We start from the raw sequence: 17,561 nt of genomic DNA, 5'->3' as shown, positions 1-17,561 counted from the left end.
CAAAAACCCCGAAATTCCAAGAAATTGGCAGTTTTCGGGGTTGTTTTTTTATGTAATACGCTGATATTTAATTACTTATCTCTCATAAGGTTTCCCTTTTTATACCGGTTTTGTGCTTTGATTAAACTTCAGGTATGGCTTCTATGATTAATTCATTGCCCATTTTGTCGGAGTATGTACAAGTTAGGTTTATAACATCTACCGCCCATTTTTCTATGCCAGTTTCAGCCGCATGTCTGCAAAAAGTAAAATAGTCGCTTTCACCTTTTTGATGCGCTTTCAGATAGGCATTAAACAATTCTACATTACTTTCATCCGCTATTGTCAGCGCTTCATATTTGGGTTCAGATATAACTGTAATGGCGTCTGCACCTACAAAAAAGGTATGACCATCAATTACATAAACCGTGTAATACAAAACACCAAGACCTGCTATTTCTTTAATGTACTTTGGGAAATCGGCCCCACTTTTTACTTTGGTATGCGCTTCTTTTATCTGACCTAGTGTAAACATTTTATTGTTGTTTTAAAGTTTACACAAAGGTCAGCAACTAAGAGGCTATGTAATTGTAAAAAAACGTTTACCTGCGCTGTTAATAAAATTTTGGTGGCGGGTTTAGGGTCAGATTCTGGCGTTGGTGCCAATACGGATAAACAGGCGCAATTTCGCTGGCTTTATCAAGCCTTTGAAGCTGCTCGGTGGTCAGGTTCCAGCCAATTGCGCCAAAATTTTGTTTAAGTTGCTCTTCATTGCGTGCCCCAACAATAATGCTCGACACCGTAGGCCTTTGTAAGACCCAGTTAATGGCTACCTGAGCCACGGTTTTTTCTGTTTCTGCGGCTATTTCTTCTAGTACGTCTACTACATTATACAATAGCTCATCATTTACTACTGCAGATGGAATTGGGCTACCACCTTGTGCTACGCGTGCATCTGCCGGTTTGGGTTGGTTTCTTTTATAACGCCCACCCAACAAACCAGCTGCTAAAGGCGACCAAACAATAGCACCTACTTTCTGGTCTATGCCTAGTGGCATTAGTTCCCACTCATAGTCTCTGTTGGCTAACGAGTAATAAACCTGATGAGCCACGTAGCGATTCCACCCGTATTTTTCAGAAACCGCAAGCGATTTCATTAAATGCCAGCCAGAAAAATTAGAAGCCGCAATATATCTTATCTTTCCGCTTTGTATCAGGTCGTCAAGTGTTCTCAAGGTTTCTTCTACGGGTGTATTACCGTCAAAACCGTGCATGTGGAAAACATCAATGTAATCGGTTTTTAGGCGTTTAAGACTGCCTTCAACTTGCTTCAATAAATGAAAACGGCCTGAACCCTGGTTGTTTGGCCCCTCACCAAAAGTAAATGTTGCCTTTGTAGAAATCAGCAGTTTGTCTCTTTTGCCTTCAATGGCTTTACCCAGAATCTCTTCTGATAGACCTTGAGAGTAGATGTTGGCAGTATCAAAAAGATTAATACCTGCTTCCAGACACAAATCTACCAGTCTGGTTGCTTCTTCTGCCTGTGTGCTTCCCCATGCTTTAAAAAACTCGGTTCCACCGCCAAATGTGGCAGTACCAAAACTTAATACCGATACCTGCAAGCCTGATGCCCCTAGTTGTCTGTATTCCATATTTTTATAATTTAGTGATTTAGTGAATATCGGATTTTGTGATTTTTTTGGTTTGCCATTATTATTTTCATCTCCCTATACCAAAGTTCTATTTAGTTCTTTTATGGATCAATATTAAACTGTTCCAATGATTTGCATTTTCAATAGAAGAATAAAATACATAATCACTAACTAACTCAGTAGCTAAATAAAATCACTCCCAAATGCCGTTCATTTCTGTTAGAATTACCGGTTTGTCTGCTGTTACCACAATTGTATGTTCGTGCTGCGCCACATAGCCGCCTTTGTTGCCCAGGAGGGTCCATCCATCGGCTTGTGTATCTGCCATTGTAGAGTGTGTGGAAATAAAGGTTTCTACTGCTACAACCGAGTTTTTTCTGAATCTTTGGGTGTTGTAGCGGTCGTAATAATTGGCAATTTCGTGGGGCTCTTCATGCAGGCTTTTGCCCACACCGTGGCCTGTCAGATTTCTGATAACTTTAAAGCCTGCCTTTTTAGCTTCAGTTTCTATGAGCTTACCAATATCAGCAATTTTAACTCCACCTTTAATCTCACTGATGGCTTTTTTTAAGATACTTTTTGATGCCTCCACCAGTTGTGTATGATGCTGGGTGTCGGTACCCAAAACAAAAGAACCACCGTTATCAGACCAATACCCATTCAGTTCAGCAGATACGTCTATATTGATTAAATCTCCTTCCTGAAGCACTTTTTTCTCTGAAGGAATACCATGTGCCACCTCCCGATTAACGCTTATACAAGTATTACCCGGAAACCTGTAAGTTAATGAAGGTGCAGATTTTGCGCCTAGTTTTGCCAGAATCCTGGCGCCGTATTCATCCAGCTGTTTGGTGGTCATACCTGGCTTGGCGTAATTTCGCATTTCTCTGAGCGTAGTGGCTACTGCCACGCTCACATTTTTCATTCCTTCCAGTTCTGCTTCTTTTGTAATAGACATAATTTACAGCATTAAGCTTTTTGTGTTTTAACAATTGTATCCTGCTTATAATTCATATTCCGCAACTTATTTATGCAAATAGAATAACAACAAAAAAGGCGTTGATTCCAACGCCTTTTTTGTTACTGATAAAAATTATTTTGCATAAGCCACACTTCGCATCTCTCGTATTACCGTTACCTTTATCTGGCCCGGATACTGCATTTCTTTTTCAATTCGCTGAGAAATATCAAATGATAACTTGCTGGCAATTTCGTCGTTAACGTTTTCCGAGTCTACAATTACTCGTAGTTCACGACCTGCCTGAATAGCATAGCATTTTTCAACACCGTTGAATGAGAGTGCCAGGTCTTCCAGGTCGCGCAAACGCTGTACGTAAGACTCCATCATCTCACGTCTTGCACCAGGGCGAGAACCAGAAATGGCATCACAAACCTGCACAATCGGCGATATCATTGATGTCATCTCAATTTCGTCATGGTGAGCACCAATGGCGTTTATTACCTCAGGGTGTTCTTTATATTTTTTGGCAAGCTCCATACCCAACAAGGCGTGCGGTAGCTCCTGCTCTTCGTGCCATACTTTGCCTATATCGTGTAATAGACCGGCACGCTTGGCAAGTTTGGCATTCAAGCCAAGTTCTGCGGCCATAGTGGCACACATTTTAGCTACCTCGCGTGAGTGTTGCAGTAAGTTTTGCCCGTAAGACGAACGGAAACGCATCCGGCCAATCATTCTGATAAGCTCAGGATGCAGCCCGTGTATTCCTAAATCAATTACGGTACGCTCACCAATTTCAACAATTTCGTTCTCAATGTCTTTTTTGGTTTTGCCTACTACCTCTTCAATACGGGCAGGGTGGATACGGCCATCCTGCACCAGACGGTGTAGCGACAAACGAGCAATTTCACGACGTACAGGGTCGAAACTTGAAATCACAATGGCTTCCGGGGTATCATCAACAATTACTTCAACACCCGTGGCTGCTTCAAGGGCGCGGATATTACGGCCTTCTCTACCAATAATTTTACCTTTTACCTCGTCGCTTTCAATATTGAATACCGACACACAGTTTTCAATGGCCTGCTCAGAGGCTGTACGTTGAATGGTTTCAATAATTATCTTTTTCGATTCCTTAGTGGCAGCCAGTTTAGCCTCTTCAATGGTTTGTTTAATGTAAGAAGATGCCTTGGTTTCAGCCTCACCCTTCAGGGCATCAATCAATTGTTGTTTGGCCTGGTCTGCTGTCAGGTTAGCTATTTTTTCCAATTGTTCAACCTGTTGGTTCAACATTCTATCAGCCTCTTCCTTACGCTTGTTGGCAGCTTCAATCTGTTCATTCAGTTTGTGCTGCAATGTATCCAGTTCGTTTTCTCTGCGTTTGTTTTGCTCTAGCATCTGGGCAGCCTGCTGTTGCATTTGCTTTACCTTCTGCTCATTCTGAATAATGATATTCTTGCGTTTGTTGGCCTCTTCGTCAAACTCCGACTTTAATTTAAGGAAGTGTTCTTTGGCTTCCAGAATTTTGTCTCTTTTAATGTTTTCGGCTGTTTGCTGGGCATTTTTTAGTACTTCATTGGCACGTATTTCGGCATCTGCCTCTTTGCTTTGGAATGTTTTTTTAATAAATGCCCTGCCTACAAAGAAACCTATTACCAAAGCTAACAGGTCTGAGAAGAGCATAGTGATGATTTCTGACATCAAATTAATATGTTTAAAAATTATGAATGTTACAAAAACCATTTTTGCAAATAAGGTTTTTACACCCGACTACTGCGGGATTTGATAAAAACGCAACAAAAATGATTTGATGACAGGCTAGCCGGAAAGCGCGTTTGAAGAAATGAAGAATTTTTTAGTTTAATGAAAGGCGATTGCTGAGTTCTTCCAGCCGTTTATCCAGGTCTTCCTGTAATAAAAGATATTTATCCTGGTTTTTTTGGTTTTCAACTATCCCCTCAATGGCTATGATTATCAAGAAATCAAGGAAATCCATCATAGCATCTTTATTATTATTAATATAAAAACTCAGGCGTTGATTGACAAGGGCATTGGCTTTGCGAAAATAAGGCTCTAACTCCGGCTGAACCTTAAGCGTAACAACCCTCCGTAGTACTGTCAGGTTGATTTCTATTTTTTCATTATCTGCCATTGTTTGCCTTTTCTCAGGGCCTGTTATATATTCTAATCCTCGTTCAACAACTCAACGCACACATCAATCTCTCTTATTAAATCTTCTATTGTTTTCTTCAATTGTGCTTTTTCTTCAGACTGTCGTACTTTATTTGCTACAATTTTAACACTTTCTTTTTTAATTTCTTTATTTTTTTCAATAAATTCTTGATTCCGTTGCTTTAATTTCAGTTTTTTTATCTCCTCGTCCTTCTGGTTTATTATTTTTTGCAAATCTTTTAACTGTGTCTGAAGCAATTCAATGTTACCTTTTGACTGTTTATTTTCATAAATCAGCTTGTCGGTAAGTTGGCTTAGATTAGTAAATGCCCGGATGTTTTCTGCTTTTACTATTTCGGCAATGTATTCTTGTTCGACACTCAGCTTCCTCATTACATACTCTTTTTAGCTGCCTGTTTAAAATCTGCAATTAAGTCTGACACATCCTCCAGTCCAACCGAAACCCTTATCAATCCTTCAGTAATGCCCAGTACTTCTTTATCTGCCTTGGGCAGTTTGCTATGCGTGGTGGTATTGGGGTTGGTAATGATGGTTCGGGCATCACCCAGATTCGAAGATAATGAAACTATCTTTAAAGCCTGTGTAAATCGGTTGACACGTTCAAAGCCTCCTTCCAGCTCAAATGTTACCATTGATCCTCCGGCTTTCATTTGTTTTTTTGCCAGCGCATACTGCGGATGCGATGGCAGATGTGGGTATTTTACATTGATTATACCCGTCATTTTCTCAAGCGCTTTGGCCAGTTTCAGGGCATTCTGGCAATGTCTTTCCATGCGTATCTCAAGGGTCTCAAGACTTTTTGATAGTACCCATGCATTAAACGGCGACATTGAAGGCCCCGTATGGCGGCAGAAAAAACGAACAGGTGCAATGGTTTCTTTGGTGCCGGTTATAACTCCACCCAATACACGCCCCTGGCCGTCCATAAATTTAGTAGCTGAGTGTACAATCAGATTAGCTCCATAATCGGCCGGATTATGGATAATCGGGGTAGCAAAGCAGTTATCAACATAGTAAATCAGGTTATGCCGTTGCGCTATTTGCCCAATCATGGCCATGTCAACCAGTTCAAGACCCGGGTTTGATGGGGTTTCCAGATAAATCATTCTGGTATTGGGTTGCACGGCTGCTTCCCACTCATCCTCAGAGGCGGTGGCATCAACGTAAGTATAAGTAACGCCCCATTTAGAGAGTATCTGCGTAAGAATCTGGTGCGCCGAACCAAAAAGCGCTCTTGAAGACACCACGTGGTCGCCCGATTTTAGGTGTGCGGCAAATCCGGCAAAAACAGCGGCCATACCTGTTGCTGTAGCAATGCCGTCTTCACAGTTTTCGAGCATACAAACTTTATCCACAAACTCCTGAACCGAAGGGTTCGAAAAACGTGAGTAAATATTGCCTTCAAGGGTTTCGTCAAAAAGAGCTTTGCCCTGCTCTGCGTCTTCAAAACAGAAACTACTGGTCAGAAACAAAGGTGTAGAATGCTCTCTGTATTGCGAGCGCTTGGTCTGTATCCGTATTGCTTTTGTTTGCTTTTTCATTATTCGCTACTAATCCTCTAATATATTTAATTAAAAATGCCTTTTTCGTAATTATCTATCCAGTCTTTTTTTTCTCCTTCAATCTGCTTAAAAAAAGGTACGAAAAAGGCTTTCATATCGGCCTCAAAATCGCCGCTGGTATAAAATGGTTTTTCTATAAAAACAGTTTTTCGGGGGTAGTCAAAACCTACCATAATGATGGGCACCCCTGCCGTATGCGCCATATAGTAAAAGCCGGTTTTAAGCTTTTTTACGTTTTTTCTTGTGCCTTCGGGGGCTATGGCTACCAGCAAACTGGTATGTTTATTAAACGTTGCCGCTACCTGCTGCACAAAATTTGTACTTCTGGAACGTACTACCGGCGTACCACCCAGAGCTTTAAACAACCACCCGTGCGGAGGCTTGAACAGCTCGGCCTTCCCCAGATAACCTATTGATATGCCAAGGTCTGCCCGGGCGCCAACGCCAATCAGGAAGTCGAGCCAGGTGGCATGTGGAGCCACTGCAAAAATCCCTTTTTTCAGGTCATTGGGTAGGTTATGTACGGTTTTCCAGCCTGCTAACCTGAAAACAGATTTTGACAGCCAACTAAACATTTTGTATTATAGTAAAAGGCTTTGGTGTAAAGCACAAAATAAAAATCAATAGGGCAATCCAACCAAGAATCTTTCTTCCGGGTGTTAGTGGTTGGTTATCATAGGTAGGGGGGTGGTAGATTCCCAGAAAACGGCCAATCATTAAACCAAAAGCCAGAAAACCCGAATACCCTTCAACCGTGGGGTAAAAATAAGTGATAATTAACTGAATCGCAATAACGCTTAGGGTTATGAGCCAATTTGTTACCAGTTTTTCTGAAATTCTTGAAAAACACAAGTAATTAAAAACGATATAAAGCACAAATTTCCAAAGTAGATCAAGAAAAGCCTCAGAGTCTACCGTCTGAAACTCATGCGCATTGAAAGTACCTAAGCCGGCATAAAATACAAAACCGGTGAATAGTACTGGCGAAACAATATTAAATGCTTTGTCGCCAATGAGCCCGTATAATATATGGCCGCCGTCTAACTGACCTATCGGGAAAAGATTAAGCGCAGTAAAAAATAATGATAAATAGCCGGCAAATATGATTGGATAATTGGTATAAAGATAAGGGTGAGGCAAATCTCCTACAGCTACGTAATTCTCAAAAAAACTGAATAAAAGGCTATTGCCGAGTTTAACAGAGAAATAGTCGGGGCTGGTTTCCAGAAAATGGCCGTATTCCATGCCAAATTGTTTCAGCACCGGAAATAACTCAAATACGTAGTCAAGGCTTGGTAAATGAGTAAAGCCATACCATAACACCACCAATGCAGCTACAAAACCTGCCAACGGACCAGAAATGCCTATATCAAAGTACTTAACCCTTGAGCTGATACGTTCTTTTATACGAATAAACGCACCCATCGTGCCAAATGTAGAACTTAACCCACCTAGCCACAATGGTATATAATAGGGTAGGGTAACCTCAGTTTTGTGTTTTTTGGCAACAAAATAATGCCCGAACTCATGTACTGTCAGAACGCCAAGAAATGGTATAGAATATTGAAAGCCTGTCAGGAACTCTTCCCAACCCATTGGTTTGGAACTAAAAAAAAATGAATTTCCAAAAATCCATTCGGCACCTGTTAGTGTAGTGGTAATAATTGTAACAATAAACAGCGTAAGTTGTATGAGTAATGTTCTGTTTTGCTTCATTAGAGATAATTATTGAAACACAAAGAAACGACTTAAAAAATCGTTTTACAATATTCTATGATTGAAGTTGGGGGTTCAACCAATATTGTGTTCATACCCAAAGCCCTGGCCGATTGGATATTGTGGGCGTTGTCATCAAAGAAAAGTACCTCATGCGGTTTCAGATTAATGGTTTTAAGCACGTGGTGATAAATATCTGCATCGGGTTTCCACATGCCTATTTCGTAGGATAGAAAAAGCTGGTCGAACAGCTCGTTCAGATGGCGTACACCAAACGCCTTTTTTAAATAGTTGTTTGAAGCCTCAATGTGTATGCTGTTGGTATTGCTAAGTAAATAAACAGGGTATTTTTTTCTGATTTCGGCAAGCAATTGAATACGATCCTCCGGGATATCAAGCAGTAAGGAATTCCAGGCGGTATCTACTTCGTGGTCGCTTAATGGAAACCCAACTGTTTGGCGAACAATTTCTCTGAACTCAATATCAGTAAACTGCCCGGTTTCATAGCGCCTGAATAACTGATTGTCGGCCACCAGTTTTTCAATTACAGCCTGTTTTTTTCCGGTGAGCTTTGAAAATGCCTGAAAAGTGCGGGGTACGTCGATGTTAATGATTACGTTACCGAAGTCAAAAATAACGGCTTTAAATTTCATAAAGATGGATAGTAGAATTGGGGCAATAAAAAAAGTGTCAAACTGTTCTTAAACGTCTGACACTTCTGAAATATTTTGTGAGCTGAATGTTCGGAATTAAAAAAAATCAAAGGTTGACCGCTAATCCTTATTTCTCGATAGTTATAGTCTTGTAACCTTTGTTTCTATCCCATACTTTGGTATCGTTTAGGAAAATTTTGTCGGTATAGGTATTCTGCTTTTCATGTTTTAGTTCAAACTTAAGTTTGTCAGTATTAGTATCTGTCCAGTAAATGGTTACAGTATTTTCTGCTCCGAGCGGCTCGAATGTTGTAGGGAAAATTCTTAGAGTAGACTTACCATTATTTTGAAAGAACAAAGGTTTGCTTATAAATATAGATGAGATACTCTGTTTTTGTTTGGGAGCAGTAGAGAACTCAAGCATTACCTTATTTATATCAATATGGTTAGGTTCACTCTGGTTCAGCAGGTCTTTACCGGTAGATTTCTCAATAACCGAAATATCTGCAAAGGCATCAATATTGATGCAGCATTCCCTTTGTTCACAGCTAATGAGGGCTAAAGTGACAGCGAGCGAGAAAAGGAAGTTTTTTATCATTTTACAATTTTGTTTTTCTGTATTGACTATTATAGATGGGTTGGGGTTGGAAACGATAACAATAAAATTAAATTATTTTTTGCCCGTTATTTCCGACTCAATAATTAAATGCAAAAAGCGGATAACAGCCATAGCCATTACCCGCTTTATCGTAAAGAAATATTTTTTATGCCTCTTCAAAGAAACCCATGGCACAGAACTTATCTATGCGGGCATCAATTCGTTGTTGAGGAGTTTGTTTTTCAAGTAACTCAATTTCTGAAAGAATACGGCTTTTCAAACGATGCGACATATCTTCCCAGTCCAGATGTGCACCGCCCAGCGGCTCTTCAATAATACCGTCAATCAACTTGTTTTCAAGCATATCGTTGGCGGTAGGTTTCAAGGCTTCGGCGGCTTGTTCCTTGTAGTCCCAGCTGCGCCATAAGATGGTGGAGCAGTTTTCAGGAGATATAACAGAATACCAAGAGTTTTCCAGCATCATTACTTTATCGCCAATAGCAATACCCAAGGCTCCGCCGGATGCACCTTCGCCGATAATAATACAAATAACAGGTACTTTCAAAACACACATTTCGCGCAGGTTACGCGCAATGGCCTCTGCTTGTCCGCGTTCTTCTGCTTCAAGGCCAGGGAAAGCCCCTGGGGTGTCAATCAGAGTAACTATTGGTTTATTGAATTTCTCAGCCAGTTTCATCAGCCTTAATGCTTTTCTGTAGCCTTCAGGGTTAGGCATACCAAAATTACGGTATTGTCTTTCTTTGGTTTTGCGCCCTTTCTGCTGGCCTATCAGCATAATGGTTTTACCGTCTATATTGGCAAAACCACCTACAATAGCCGGATCATCCCTCACTGTTCGGTCGCCGTGTAGTTCATGAAATTCCTGGCATATTTTTTCAATATAATCTAAAGTATAGGGTCTGTCCGGGTGGCGTGATAACTGTACCCTTTGCCAGCGGGTAAGATTTGAAAAAGTTTCTTTTTTCAAATTCAGAATATTATCTGTCAGGCTTCTTACGGCTTCGCTTACATCCACATTATTTTCATCTGCCAGACGTTTCATATCTTCAAGCTTGGCTTCAAGCTCAGCAATTGGTTTTTCAAAATCAAGAAGAGTTCTCATAAATGATTAACCTCTATGGGGTTTCGTTAAATTTCAAAAGTTTGTCCTTTGTCGGGTATTTCAACTTGTGTATACCCTGATTGTTCAAGTGTAATTTTAAAGTTATTCATGGTTTGGTGTTCGCCGTGTACCAGAAACACCTTTTTTAGTTGGCCGGCATCCTGCGAGGTTACGAAATTAGTTAAATCTTTGAAATCTCCATGCCCGCTGAAAACATCTATTCTCAGAATGGTTGCGTTAACCGGAAGTTTCTGGCCTCTGATGCTGAGTTCTTTCCGTTCGCCGTTTAGTAATTTCCAGCCAAGCGTGCCTTCGCTGGCATAGCCCACCATCAGAATTGTAGCATAAGGATTACTAATGTTGGCTTCAATATGATGCTCAATTCTGCCACCCTGTACCATGCCTGATGCTGATATAATAATACAAGGTTCGGCATGGTTTGAAACCGCCTTACTGGCCTGATTCGACTCCAAATATATCAGATTCTCAAAATCAAACAAAGACTCATTTTCTTCAAGGAAAGCCCTGGCCGGTTTATTCAGCAGTTTAGCGCTCTTTTCATACACCCTCGAACTGGCCTTGGCCAATGGGCTGTCGGTAAAAACTTTAATAGGTGTAAAGCCTTTTTCGGTGTAAAGCTTGTTTAAAGTGTAAAGCATGGCCTGTGTACGCCCCACGCTAAATGACGGGATAATCAAACGCCCGGGTACATCTATGCAAGCTTTCTGAATAATATCAGCCATTAGCACTTCAGCTTCGCCCTGGTCAATATGAAGCCTGTCGCCGTAGGTGGTTTCAGTTATCAGGTAATCAACTGGCGGAAGTGGCTGAGGGTCAACCAGCAATGGGTAGTTCTTTCTGCCAATATCGCCCGAAAACCCTAAAGTTTTTTTCCGGCCGTCTTCCCAGAATTCAATATAAACATGTGCTGCGCCCAATAAATGGCCAGCCGGTATAAAAGTAACGTAACCGTTATCTTTAAACTTAAAGCGCTGGTCAAATGCAATAGGTACAAAATTCTCAATGGCTTCTTTTACCTGTCTGTCAAGATACAACTCACGCGAATCTATATCTTTTTTCTTTTTAGACCTCTTTTTGCTGTCGTGAATCATCTTGAACTTTCGCTGATTCAGTGACGCTGCATCCAGCAGCAGTAATTCGCTTAAATCCAAGGTTGCTTTTGTACAAAGCACCTGGCCTTCAAAGCCTTCTCTGTATAGATTAGGAATCTGACCTGAGTGGTCGATATGGGCGTGAGTAAGAATAACTAAATTGATAAGCGAAGGGTCAAACGGGAAAATTCCGTATTCATACCTTGTTTTTTCGGGGTTATTTTCTCTTTCTAAATCAGTACCACAATCAATCAGAACTCTGTATTCATCATCAAATTCAAGCAAGGTCATACTACCTGTAACCTGCCTTGCCGCTCCCCAAAAAGTTATTTTCATACGAAAATGTTATCAAATATTACAAAATATCAAACAAAATGGATTTTGCTTCATATCTGGACACAAAAATAAGGAAAGAAATCTTTTTTTTGCTAAGCATTTTTTTTAAATTCGTTATTATCAAATGCCTTGCCCAAAAACCCATCGTGTTTCAATGAAGCTATTTTTGTTTATTCTATTACAACTTGGTTCACCTCTCGAAAAGTTTCAGCAACTATTAGATACTATACAGAACGACCGCGAAATCAGTACTGGCACGGTAGCGGCTTCTATCCGCTCTACTCAAAGCGGCCATTACAAAATTCAATACAATGCCGGTAAATCGGTTAACTCAGCCTCAACGCTCAAGCTTGTTTCAACAGCCACAGCGTTGTCGGTACTTGGGCCTGACTACAAATTCAAGACCTTTATTGAATACGATGGTACGCTGGCCGATAGTGTGCTGAAAGGTAATGTTTACATAAGAGGCACCGGCGACCCCTCCCTTGGTTCATCAAGAGTAGGACCTGACTTTCAACAGCTGGTCAGTTTATTTGCCAGGCAAATCAAAGATTTTGGTATTAAACGAATTGAGGGCTATATATTGGGCGATGGCAGTGTTTTTCCGGAAAATACGCTGGCAGACTCATGGGTCTGGGGTGATATAGGTAATTATTACGGAGCAGGTGTAAGTGGCCTGAATGTAAACGAAAATTTATATGAGATTTATTTCAAACCGTCAAAAAGCCTGAACACAGAAGCGCCAATAACCAGAATTTCTCCGGCAGTTCCTGATATCACGCTTATCAGCAAAGTAACCACCGGCGAGCGTGGCTCTGGCGATAATGTAATGGTATATAATACACCACTCAGTAATATTATTGTAGCAGAAGGTACCGTACCTATGGGCCCTGCCAGTTTTATTGTGAAAGGTTCTTTGCCAGACCCCGCTTATTTGCTGGCTCATCATGTGTACTTAAAATTTCAGGAACTCCAGGGGCAGGTAAGCAACATGGCCTTAAGCTGGCAGCAGTATAAGACGAGGTTCAGACCTTCTGATAAGCCCAGAAGCCCGATTTTTATTTATGAGTCGCCAGGTTTGTCTATTCTGGCGCAGCATTGCAATTTTCAGAGTATAAATCTGTATGCCGATGCTTTTTTAAAAACTGTGGGATATACACTTAACAAAGACGCCGGTTTTGATGGAAGCGTGAAAGCCGTTAAAAAACTTTGGGCGCAAAGAGGGGTTGATTTGCAGGGATTTATGATGCGTGATGGCAGCGGGTTGTCTCCATCAGGTGTTTTGACAGCCAATAACCTGACAGATATTTTGTTTACCATGAGTACCGATGGCGCATTTAAAGAATTTTATGCCGGGATTCCGACTGTGGGCGTTAACGGCACGGTTCAGGGGCTGGCGAAAGGCTCAAAAGCAGCCGGGAATGTAAGGGCTAAAAGTGGTTCAATAGCTAATACCAGGGCTTTTTCTGGTTATTATACCGCTGCTAACGGAGAACTGATGGCTTTTACATTTATTATTAACCGTTATGCCGACGGCGCCGACAGAAAAGCAAGAAAGTATCTGGAAGATATGATTAAACTAATGGTAGAAATCTGATAAAAATTTTATAATGCTAATGGGTAATAATTATTTAGACCCACCCATTTTTGCATTCATTATATGGCCTATTTCAAGTGCTTTCTTTTTTACAAATTCAGCTCGCGGCCCGGCAAATAGGGTATCTGTTGAAATAAACCACAAGGCTAGCCATTTTTCGAACCGCCCGGTGGTAAGGCCATGTTTTCTATGAGCGTCCATGTGTACCCACATCATACCGCCGTCATAGCTGCCTGTCTGAAACAACCAGTTCTCCCAAAAATTCACCACCCTTGTTAAATGTCTGTTCCATTCAGTTTCTGGCATTTCAAAAACCGGGGCAAGGTCTGCATCTGCATGCACTCTATCGTAGAAACTTTTAACCAGATTCTCAATATCTTCTCTGTTCTGAATATCGTTCATCTCCCATTTTTTTTTGCAAAATTAATGAAGTACGCATTTTAAAAACCTGATTAAAATCATATGGGTTCTAGGCGAGTAAATTTTTTAAAATAATGTTAAATACATTTGTCTAAATGTAAATTATACTTTACATTTGGTTCGTTAAACTTAACATTAATTAAAACACTACAAAATTATGGAAGCAAGGTTCTTATTCCCTCATCACTACAAATTAATCGGATGGATTATAGCCATCCCGTCTCTGGTACTGGGTTTATTCATTATGCTTGGCAATTTTGAGCTTGACTGGCTCACCGTTAAACTTCCTTTCCATTACTACTTCACAGATACTTTTACGTTTGGAAGCAGCAAAGTAAATACAGATGAAGAAGTATCTGTATTGAACCTTACTGATGAGGTAGCATCTGTAGGTACCATCATTGGTTTATTGTTTGTAGCTTTTTCCAGAGTAAAGATTGAAGACGAATATGTTTCAAAAATCCGTCTGGAATCGTTGCAATGGGCCATATATCTTAATTTCGGGCTCTTAATACTGGCCACTATTTTTATTCATGGCAGTGCTTTTTTTAATGTTATCGTTTATAACATGTTCACGCCACTGCTGTTTTTTATTATCAGGTTTCATTATATTCTGTTCATTAAGCCCTCTTTCGAGGCTTCAAAACAATTAAAGGCATGAGAAACAGAATCAGAATCGAAAGGGCTATCCTGAATATAACCCAGGCAGATTTAGCCGACCGCATTCAGGTAAGCAGGCAAACTATCAATGCCATTGAAAGTAATAAATACGTACCCTCCGCTATATTGGCTATGAAAATAGCGCGGGTTTTCAGCAAGCCGGTAGAAGAAATTTTTGAATTAGACGAAAATGATTGATTGCCTTCGGGTGGATATGAATACCATAAATATTACGGAAACCTACCCGCAGTGTTTATACACTTACAATAATTATGAAAAAGCAAACCGACCCTTGCCTTTTGGCGGGGGTTCGGTGTTTTCAGGCACGAAACACACCATAATTATTATTAAACGGATATATTTCAGCTTATTTGTACTTTTCTTCGACAGACTGGCAAAATACAAAGAATTAATTAGATTATTTAAGGATGTCTCCCGGTTAACGTCTCCAAAAATTTGTGCCTGATTAGAACACGACTTTAAAAAATATTTGAAAAATTATGTGTTTTATGTAAATAGTTATAAGGTACTTGGCCGAGGCACAATATTTTTAAACAATTGAGTATATAATTCTTTTCATCATTTTATGTTTTCAACTTAAGCCACTATTTTTAGGAATCATAATACCTGCAACTACCGGGGATACACCAATTTCAGATATTTATATCTGTATTGAAATCTTAATAGAATGACAGAATTCCTCAAACTTTCATTAAAGCGAATCTTATTCTTGCTGAATATGATAACTGCCCTGTATACCTTGCTGGTGTATCAGCTCAGTTATTCGGTAAGTGTAAAGCATTGGCTGGGGGGATTCCTGACATTATCACTGCCGATTGCCTGGTTTTTCAATATATTTTTTATTGTGATCTGGGCCTTTAGAAGGTCAAAACGGGCACTAATTTCAGTTATTGTTCTGGTAATTGGTTTTCCGCTTATTCTAAGAACCTTTGTATGGCACCAACCCGTAGAGGCAGATAAAAGGAAGAAGCTGTCGGTTCTTACCTATAACCTTATGTGGTCTGATACCGAACGTTTTGACCCCAGCAGTGGTAAATCTGGAGCAGTGAATATAATGAATACGGCCTTAGAAATTGATGCCGACATTAAATGTGTACAGGAATTATACAATCTCGACAGCAGATGGCAATTTGCGTTGATTAAGAGATTCAGAGAAAAAAATAAACATTACACTTATGTGCATTCAACACCCGGCAACGACCAGGGGCAAGGCGCCATAGGGCTGGCTATTTTTTCAAGGTATCCAATCATCAAGAAAAAGGAAAAGCACTGGGCAATTAATCATAACGGGTTACTGGCGGCCGATATCGTTGTAGGCCGCGATACCATACGGGTAATGAATGTTCAGCTGAGGTCTATGGGTGTGCGTGTTACTAAAGTGCTGGAGGCCGGAGAAGATAAAGAAAGAGCTAAAAAAGAAGCCAAAACCATTTATCACCAATTGCGTGATGGTTTTAAGGATAGAATCATCCAGATGATTGAACTGGAAAGATGGATAAAAGCGAGCCCGTATCCGGTAATTATTGCCGGCGATTTCAACGAAGTGCCTTATGGATATGCCTATGGCAGAACCAGAAAATACCTCAACAACGCCTTTGAGGCCAGAGGGCGCGGCTTTGGCTTTACGTATCATTATCCCCCTGGTTTTTTAAGAATCGATAATCAGTTCTTTGACGAAAATTACTTTGAAACCGTAAATTTCAGAACCTATTCAGATAAGCCGTATTCAGACCATTACCCGGTCTGGGCGCAGTATGCTTTCAAAAGATAACCCAATAATATACCCAAATAGCTGTACTAACAAAATCTAATGGAAAAACTATATCAGGTTGCATTAACCCTGGTTGAAGGCGTCGGGAGCATCATGTTCCGGCAATTGATAAGCCACTTCGGGTCTGCCGAAAATGTTTTCAAATCAAAAACAGACAAACTACTGAAAATTCCGGGTGTAGGTAAGCAGATAGTAGAAGGCCTAAAAGAAAATACACTGCTAAAAAAAGCAGAAAGCATATTGAATGAAGCTGAAAAGACTCAGGTAAAAATCTACTTTTCTACAGATAAAGATTACCCGCCCAGACTTAAAAATCTATATGATGCCCCAGCTATTTTGTATTTTAAAGGCAATGGCGACCTGAACACTTTGCGCACCATAGGCATTGTAGGTACCAGACAAGCCACCGAATACGGAAGAAAAGTAACTGAAGAAATAATTGAGCAATTAAGCCCTCTGCAGGTATGTGTGGTAAGTGGCCTTGCCTATGGGATAGACATTGCAGCACATAAAGCTGCTCTGGATAACCAATTGCCTACTATTGGCGTAATGGCAAGCGGGTTAGACATCATGTACCCGGCCGCACATAAGAAATATGCCGAGCAGATGTTGATGAGTGGGGGAGTCTTGTCTGAGAATCCGTTTGGAATGAAACCTATCCGAAACCTTTTTATTGCCAGAAATCGTATCATTGCCGGACTTAGCGATGTAACTATCGTGGTTGAATCGGCTGATAAAGGCGGTGCCTTAGTTACCGCAGATTTTGCCAATAATTATAATCGCGAGGTTTTTGCAGTGCCGGGTAGCCTGGCCAATAAATACGCTTCAGGTTGCCATAAGCTCATAAAAGACAACAAGGCCATTATTTTTACTGAAACAAATGACATTGTTGAGGCCCTTAACTGGGGCTCTGAAACAAAAGGAACACGTAAAAAGAAACCTGAAGAGACAGAATTAGACCTGAGCCAGTTTACACAAGAAGAAAGTCAGGTAATTGCCACCCTGAGAACCCACGGCGAAATGCATATTGATAATCTGAGCTGGCAAACACAGATACCAGTTAATAAATTAGCCTCTCTTTTGTTAAATCTTGAGTTTCAGGGTATTATAAAAGCAATGGCCGGTAAAAAGTTTGGATTAAAATGATATGAAATTATTTACTTTTACAGCCTCTTCATAAACCATTAATAAGGTATTTTCGTTATTACCA

19 protein-coding genes are annotated in these 17,561 nt (G+C 40.4%); 5 read left to right on the top strand and 14 right to left on the bottom strand.

The window, feature by feature from the left end:
* Nucleotides 1-121: 121 nt before the first annotated feature.
* The 13 genes from C0V77_RS19050 to C0V77_RS18990 all read right to left on the bottom strand — a co-directional run bounded on the left by C0V77_RS19050 (nucleotide 122) and on the right by C0V77_RS18990 (nucleotide 11,882).
* Nucleotides 122-514, bottom strand: a complete 393-nt coding sequence (locus C0V77_RS19050; protein ID WP_101727946.1) for a DUF1398 domain-containing protein — start codon at nucleotides 512-514, stop codon at nucleotides 122-124.
* 79 nt (nucleotides 515-593) lie between these two features.
* The gene (locus C0V77_RS19045) at nucleotides 594-1,631 is read right to left on the bottom strand and encodes an aldo/keto reductase (RefSeq protein WP_101727945.1); all 1,038 of its coding nucleotides are present in this window, start codon (nucleotides 1,629-1,631) and stop codon (nucleotides 594-596) included.
* 193 nt (nucleotides 1,632-1,824) lie between these two features.
* Nucleotides 1,825-2,589: a type I methionyl aminopeptidase gene (map, locus tag C0V77_RS19040; RefSeq protein ID WP_101727944.1), complete on the bottom strand. Its 765-nt coding sequence runs from the start codon at nucleotides 2,587-2,589 to the stop codon at nucleotides 1,825-1,827.
* Nucleotides 2,590-2,724: 135 nt separating this feature from the next.
* Complete coding sequence (rny, locus tag C0V77_RS19035) at nucleotides 2,725-4,290, bottom strand: ribonuclease Y (RefSeq protein WP_101727972.1); 1,566 nt, start codon at nucleotides 4,288-4,290, stop codon at nucleotides 2,725-2,727.
* Nucleotides 4,291-4,444: 154 nt separating this feature from the next.
* Entirely contained in the window at nucleotides 4,445-4,741 is a 297-nt protein-coding gene (locus tag C0V77_RS19030) for a cell division protein ZapA (protein WP_101727943.1), read from the bottom strand.
* A gap of 32 nt (nucleotides 4,742-4,773) precedes the next feature.
* On the bottom strand, nucleotides 4,774-5,154 hold the full coding sequence (locus tag C0V77_RS19025; protein ID WP_101727942.1) for a hypothetical protein: 381 nt from the start codon (nucleotides 5,152-5,154) through the stop codon (nucleotides 4,774-4,776).
* Nucleotides 5,154-6,323, bottom strand: coding sequence for a PLP-dependent aspartate aminotransferase family protein (locus tag C0V77_RS19020; RefSeq protein WP_101727941.1), 1,170 nt, complete (start codon nucleotides 6,321-6,323; stop codon nucleotides 5,154-5,156). Before C0V77_RS19020 ends, C0V77_RS19025 begins: the two co-directional genes overlap by 1 nt.
* A 26-nt stretch (nucleotides 6,324-6,349) precedes the next feature.
* Nucleotides 6,350-6,919 (bottom strand): 1-acyl-sn-glycerol-3-phosphate acyltransferase, encoded by a 570-nt coding sequence (locus tag C0V77_RS19015; protein ID WP_101727940.1) that lies wholly within the window; start codon nucleotides 6,917-6,919, stop codon nucleotides 6,350-6,352.
* Nucleotides 6,912-8,060, bottom strand: coding sequence for a site-2 protease family protein (locus C0V77_RS19010; protein WP_101727939.1), 1,149 nt, complete (start codon nucleotides 8,058-8,060; stop codon nucleotides 6,912-6,914). Before C0V77_RS19010 ends, C0V77_RS19015 begins: the two co-directional genes overlap by 8 nt.
* A gap of 32 nt (nucleotides 8,061-8,092) precedes the next feature.
* Entirely contained in the window at nucleotides 8,093-8,713 is a 621-nt protein-coding gene (locus tag C0V77_RS19005; protein ID WP_101727938.1) for an HAD family phosphatase, read from the bottom strand.
* A 127-nt stretch (nucleotides 8,714-8,840) separates the two neighbouring features.
* Nucleotides 8,841-9,311, bottom strand: coding sequence for a hypothetical protein (locus tag C0V77_RS19000; RefSeq protein WP_101727937.1), 471 nt, complete (start codon nucleotides 9,309-9,311; stop codon nucleotides 8,841-8,843).
* A gap of 166 nt (nucleotides 9,312-9,477) precedes the next feature.
* Nucleotides 9,478-10,434 carry an acetyl-CoA carboxylase carboxyltransferase subunit alpha gene (locus C0V77_RS18995; RefSeq protein ID WP_101727936.1) on the bottom strand — a complete coding sequence of 319 codons (957 nt, stop codon included), beginning with the start codon at nucleotides 10,432-10,434 and terminating at the stop codon, nucleotides 9,478-9,480.
* Nucleotides 10,435-10,460: 26 nt separating this feature from the next.
* The gene (locus C0V77_RS18990) at nucleotides 10,461-11,882 is read right to left on the bottom strand and encodes an MBL fold metallo-hydrolase (RefSeq protein WP_101727935.1); all 1,422 of its coding nucleotides are present in this window, start codon (nucleotides 11,880-11,882) and stop codon (nucleotides 10,461-10,463) included.
* Nucleotides 11,883-12,036: 154 nt separating this feature from the next.
* On the opposite strand from C0V77_RS18990, the gene dacB reads away from it, so the two are divergent.
* Nucleotides 12,037-13,479, top strand: coding sequence for a D-alanyl-D-alanine carboxypeptidase/D-alanyl-D-alanine-endopeptidase (gene dacB, locus C0V77_RS18985; protein WP_158237976.1), 1,443 nt, complete (start codon nucleotides 12,037-12,039; stop codon nucleotides 13,477-13,479).
* 30 nt (nucleotides 13,480-13,509) lie between these two features.
* On the opposite strand, the gene C0V77_RS18980 is transcribed toward dacB, so the two are convergent.
* Nucleotides 13,510-13,881 carry a group III truncated hemoglobin gene (locus C0V77_RS18980; RefSeq protein ID WP_101727933.1) on the bottom strand — a complete coding sequence of 124 codons (372 nt, stop codon included), beginning with the start codon at nucleotides 13,879-13,881 and terminating at the stop codon, nucleotides 13,510-13,512.
* A gap of 175 nt (nucleotides 13,882-14,056) precedes the next feature.
* Between C0V77_RS18980 and C0V77_RS18975 the strand changes: the two genes are divergently transcribed.
* From C0V77_RS18975 to dprA, 4 genes are all read left to right on the top strand, one after another.
* On the top strand, nucleotides 14,057-14,560 hold the full coding sequence (locus C0V77_RS18975) for a hypothetical protein (protein ID WP_101727932.1): 504 nt from the start codon (nucleotides 14,057-14,059) through the stop codon (nucleotides 14,558-14,560).
* Nucleotides 14,557-14,757: a helix-turn-helix transcriptional regulator gene (locus C0V77_RS18970; protein WP_101727931.1), complete on the top strand. Its 201-nt coding sequence runs from the start codon at nucleotides 14,557-14,559 to the stop codon at nucleotides 14,755-14,757. The genes C0V77_RS18975 and C0V77_RS18970 overlap by 4 nt, the downstream gene beginning before the upstream one ends.
* Before the next feature lie 490 nt (nucleotides 14,758-15,247).
* Entirely contained in the window at nucleotides 15,248-16,351 is a 1,104-nt protein-coding gene (locus C0V77_RS18960) for an endonuclease/exonuclease/phosphatase family protein (protein ID WP_101727929.1), read from the top strand.
* Between the two features lie 39 nt (nucleotides 16,352-16,390).
* Entirely contained in the window at nucleotides 16,391-17,497 is a 1,107-nt protein-coding gene (gene dprA, locus C0V77_RS18955) for a DNA-processing protein DprA (RefSeq protein ID WP_101727928.1), read from the top strand.
* Nucleotides 17,498-17,561 lie beyond the last annotated feature (64 nt).

Origin of the sequence: Emticicia sp. TH156, assembly GCF_002855535.1 — a bacterium.
Classification (GTDB): domain Bacteria; phylum Bacteroidota; class Bacteroidia; order Cytophagales; family Spirosomataceae; genus Emticicia; species Emticicia fluvialis.
Note: the sequence above shows the minus strand (reverse complement) of the source record. Positions and strands in the feature narration are given on the sequence as shown.

Coding starts and splice junctions, on each gene's coding strand:
- C0V77_RS18960 (WP_101727929.1), top strand. CDS start 15,248: ATGACAGAATTCCTCAAACTTTCATTAAAGCGAATCTTATTCTTGCTG.
- dprA (WP_101727928.1), top strand. CDS start 16,391: ATGGAAAAACTATATCAGGTTGCATTAACCCTGGTTGAAGGCGTCGGG.
- C0V77_RS19030 (WP_101727943.1), bottom strand. CDS start 4,741: ATGGCAGATAATGAAAAAATAGAAATCAACCTGACAGTACTACGGAGG.
- C0V77_RS18970 (WP_101727931.1), top strand. CDS start 14,557: ATGAGAAACAGAATCAGAATCGAAAGGGCTATCCTGAATATAACCCAG.
- C0V77_RS18995 (WP_101727936.1), bottom strand. CDS start 10,434: ATGAGAACTCTTCTTGATTTTGAAAAACCAATTGCTGAGCTTGAAGCC.
- C0V77_RS18990 (WP_101727935.1), bottom strand. CDS start 11,882: ATGAAAATAACTTTTTGGGGAGCGGCAAGGCAGGTTACAGGTAGTATG.
- C0V77_RS18980 (WP_101727933.1), bottom strand. CDS start 13,881: ATGAACGATATTCAGAACAGAGAAGATATTGAGAATCTGGTTAAAAGT.
- C0V77_RS19045 (WP_101727945.1), bottom strand. CDS start 1,631: ATGGAATACAGACAACTAGGGGCATCAGGCTTGCAGGTATCGGTATTA.
- dacB (WP_158237976.1), top strand. CDS start 12,037: ATGAAGCTATTTTTGTTTATTCTATTACAACTTGGTTCACCTCTCGAA.
- C0V77_RS19015 (WP_101727940.1), bottom strand. CDS start 6,919: ATGTTTAGTTGGCTGTCAAAATCTGTTTTCAGGTTAGCAGGCTGGAAA.
- C0V77_RS19010 (WP_101727939.1), bottom strand. CDS start 8,060: ATGAAGCAAAACAGAACATTACTCATACAACTTACGCTGTTTATTGTT.
- C0V77_RS19050 (WP_101727946.1), bottom strand. CDS start 514: ATGTTTACACTAGGTCAGATAAAAGAAGCGCATACCAAAGTAAAAAGT.
- rny (WP_101727972.1), bottom strand. CDS start 4,290: ATGTCAGAAATCATCACTATGCTCTTCTCAGACCTGTTAGCTTTGGTA.
- C0V77_RS19020 (WP_101727941.1), bottom strand. CDS start 6,323: ATGAAAAAGCAAACAAAAGCAATACGGATACAGACCAAGCGCTCGCAA.
- C0V77_RS18975 (WP_101727932.1), top strand. CDS start 14,057: ATGGAAGCAAGGTTCTTATTCCCTCATCACTACAAATTAATCGGATGG.
- C0V77_RS19005 (WP_101727938.1), bottom strand. CDS start 8,713: ATGAAATTTAAAGCCGTTATTTTTGACTTCGGTAACGTAATCATTAAC.
- map (WP_101727944.1), bottom strand. CDS start 2,589: ATGTCTATTACAAAAGAAGCAGAACTGGAAGGAATGAAAAATGTGAGC.
- C0V77_RS19025 (WP_101727942.1), bottom strand. CDS start 5,154: ATGAGGAAGCTGAGTGTCGAACAAGAATACATTGCCGAAATAGTAAAA.
- C0V77_RS19000 (WP_101727937.1), bottom strand. CDS start 9,311: ATGATAAAAAACTTCCTTTTCTCGCTCGCTGTCACTTTAGCCCTCATT.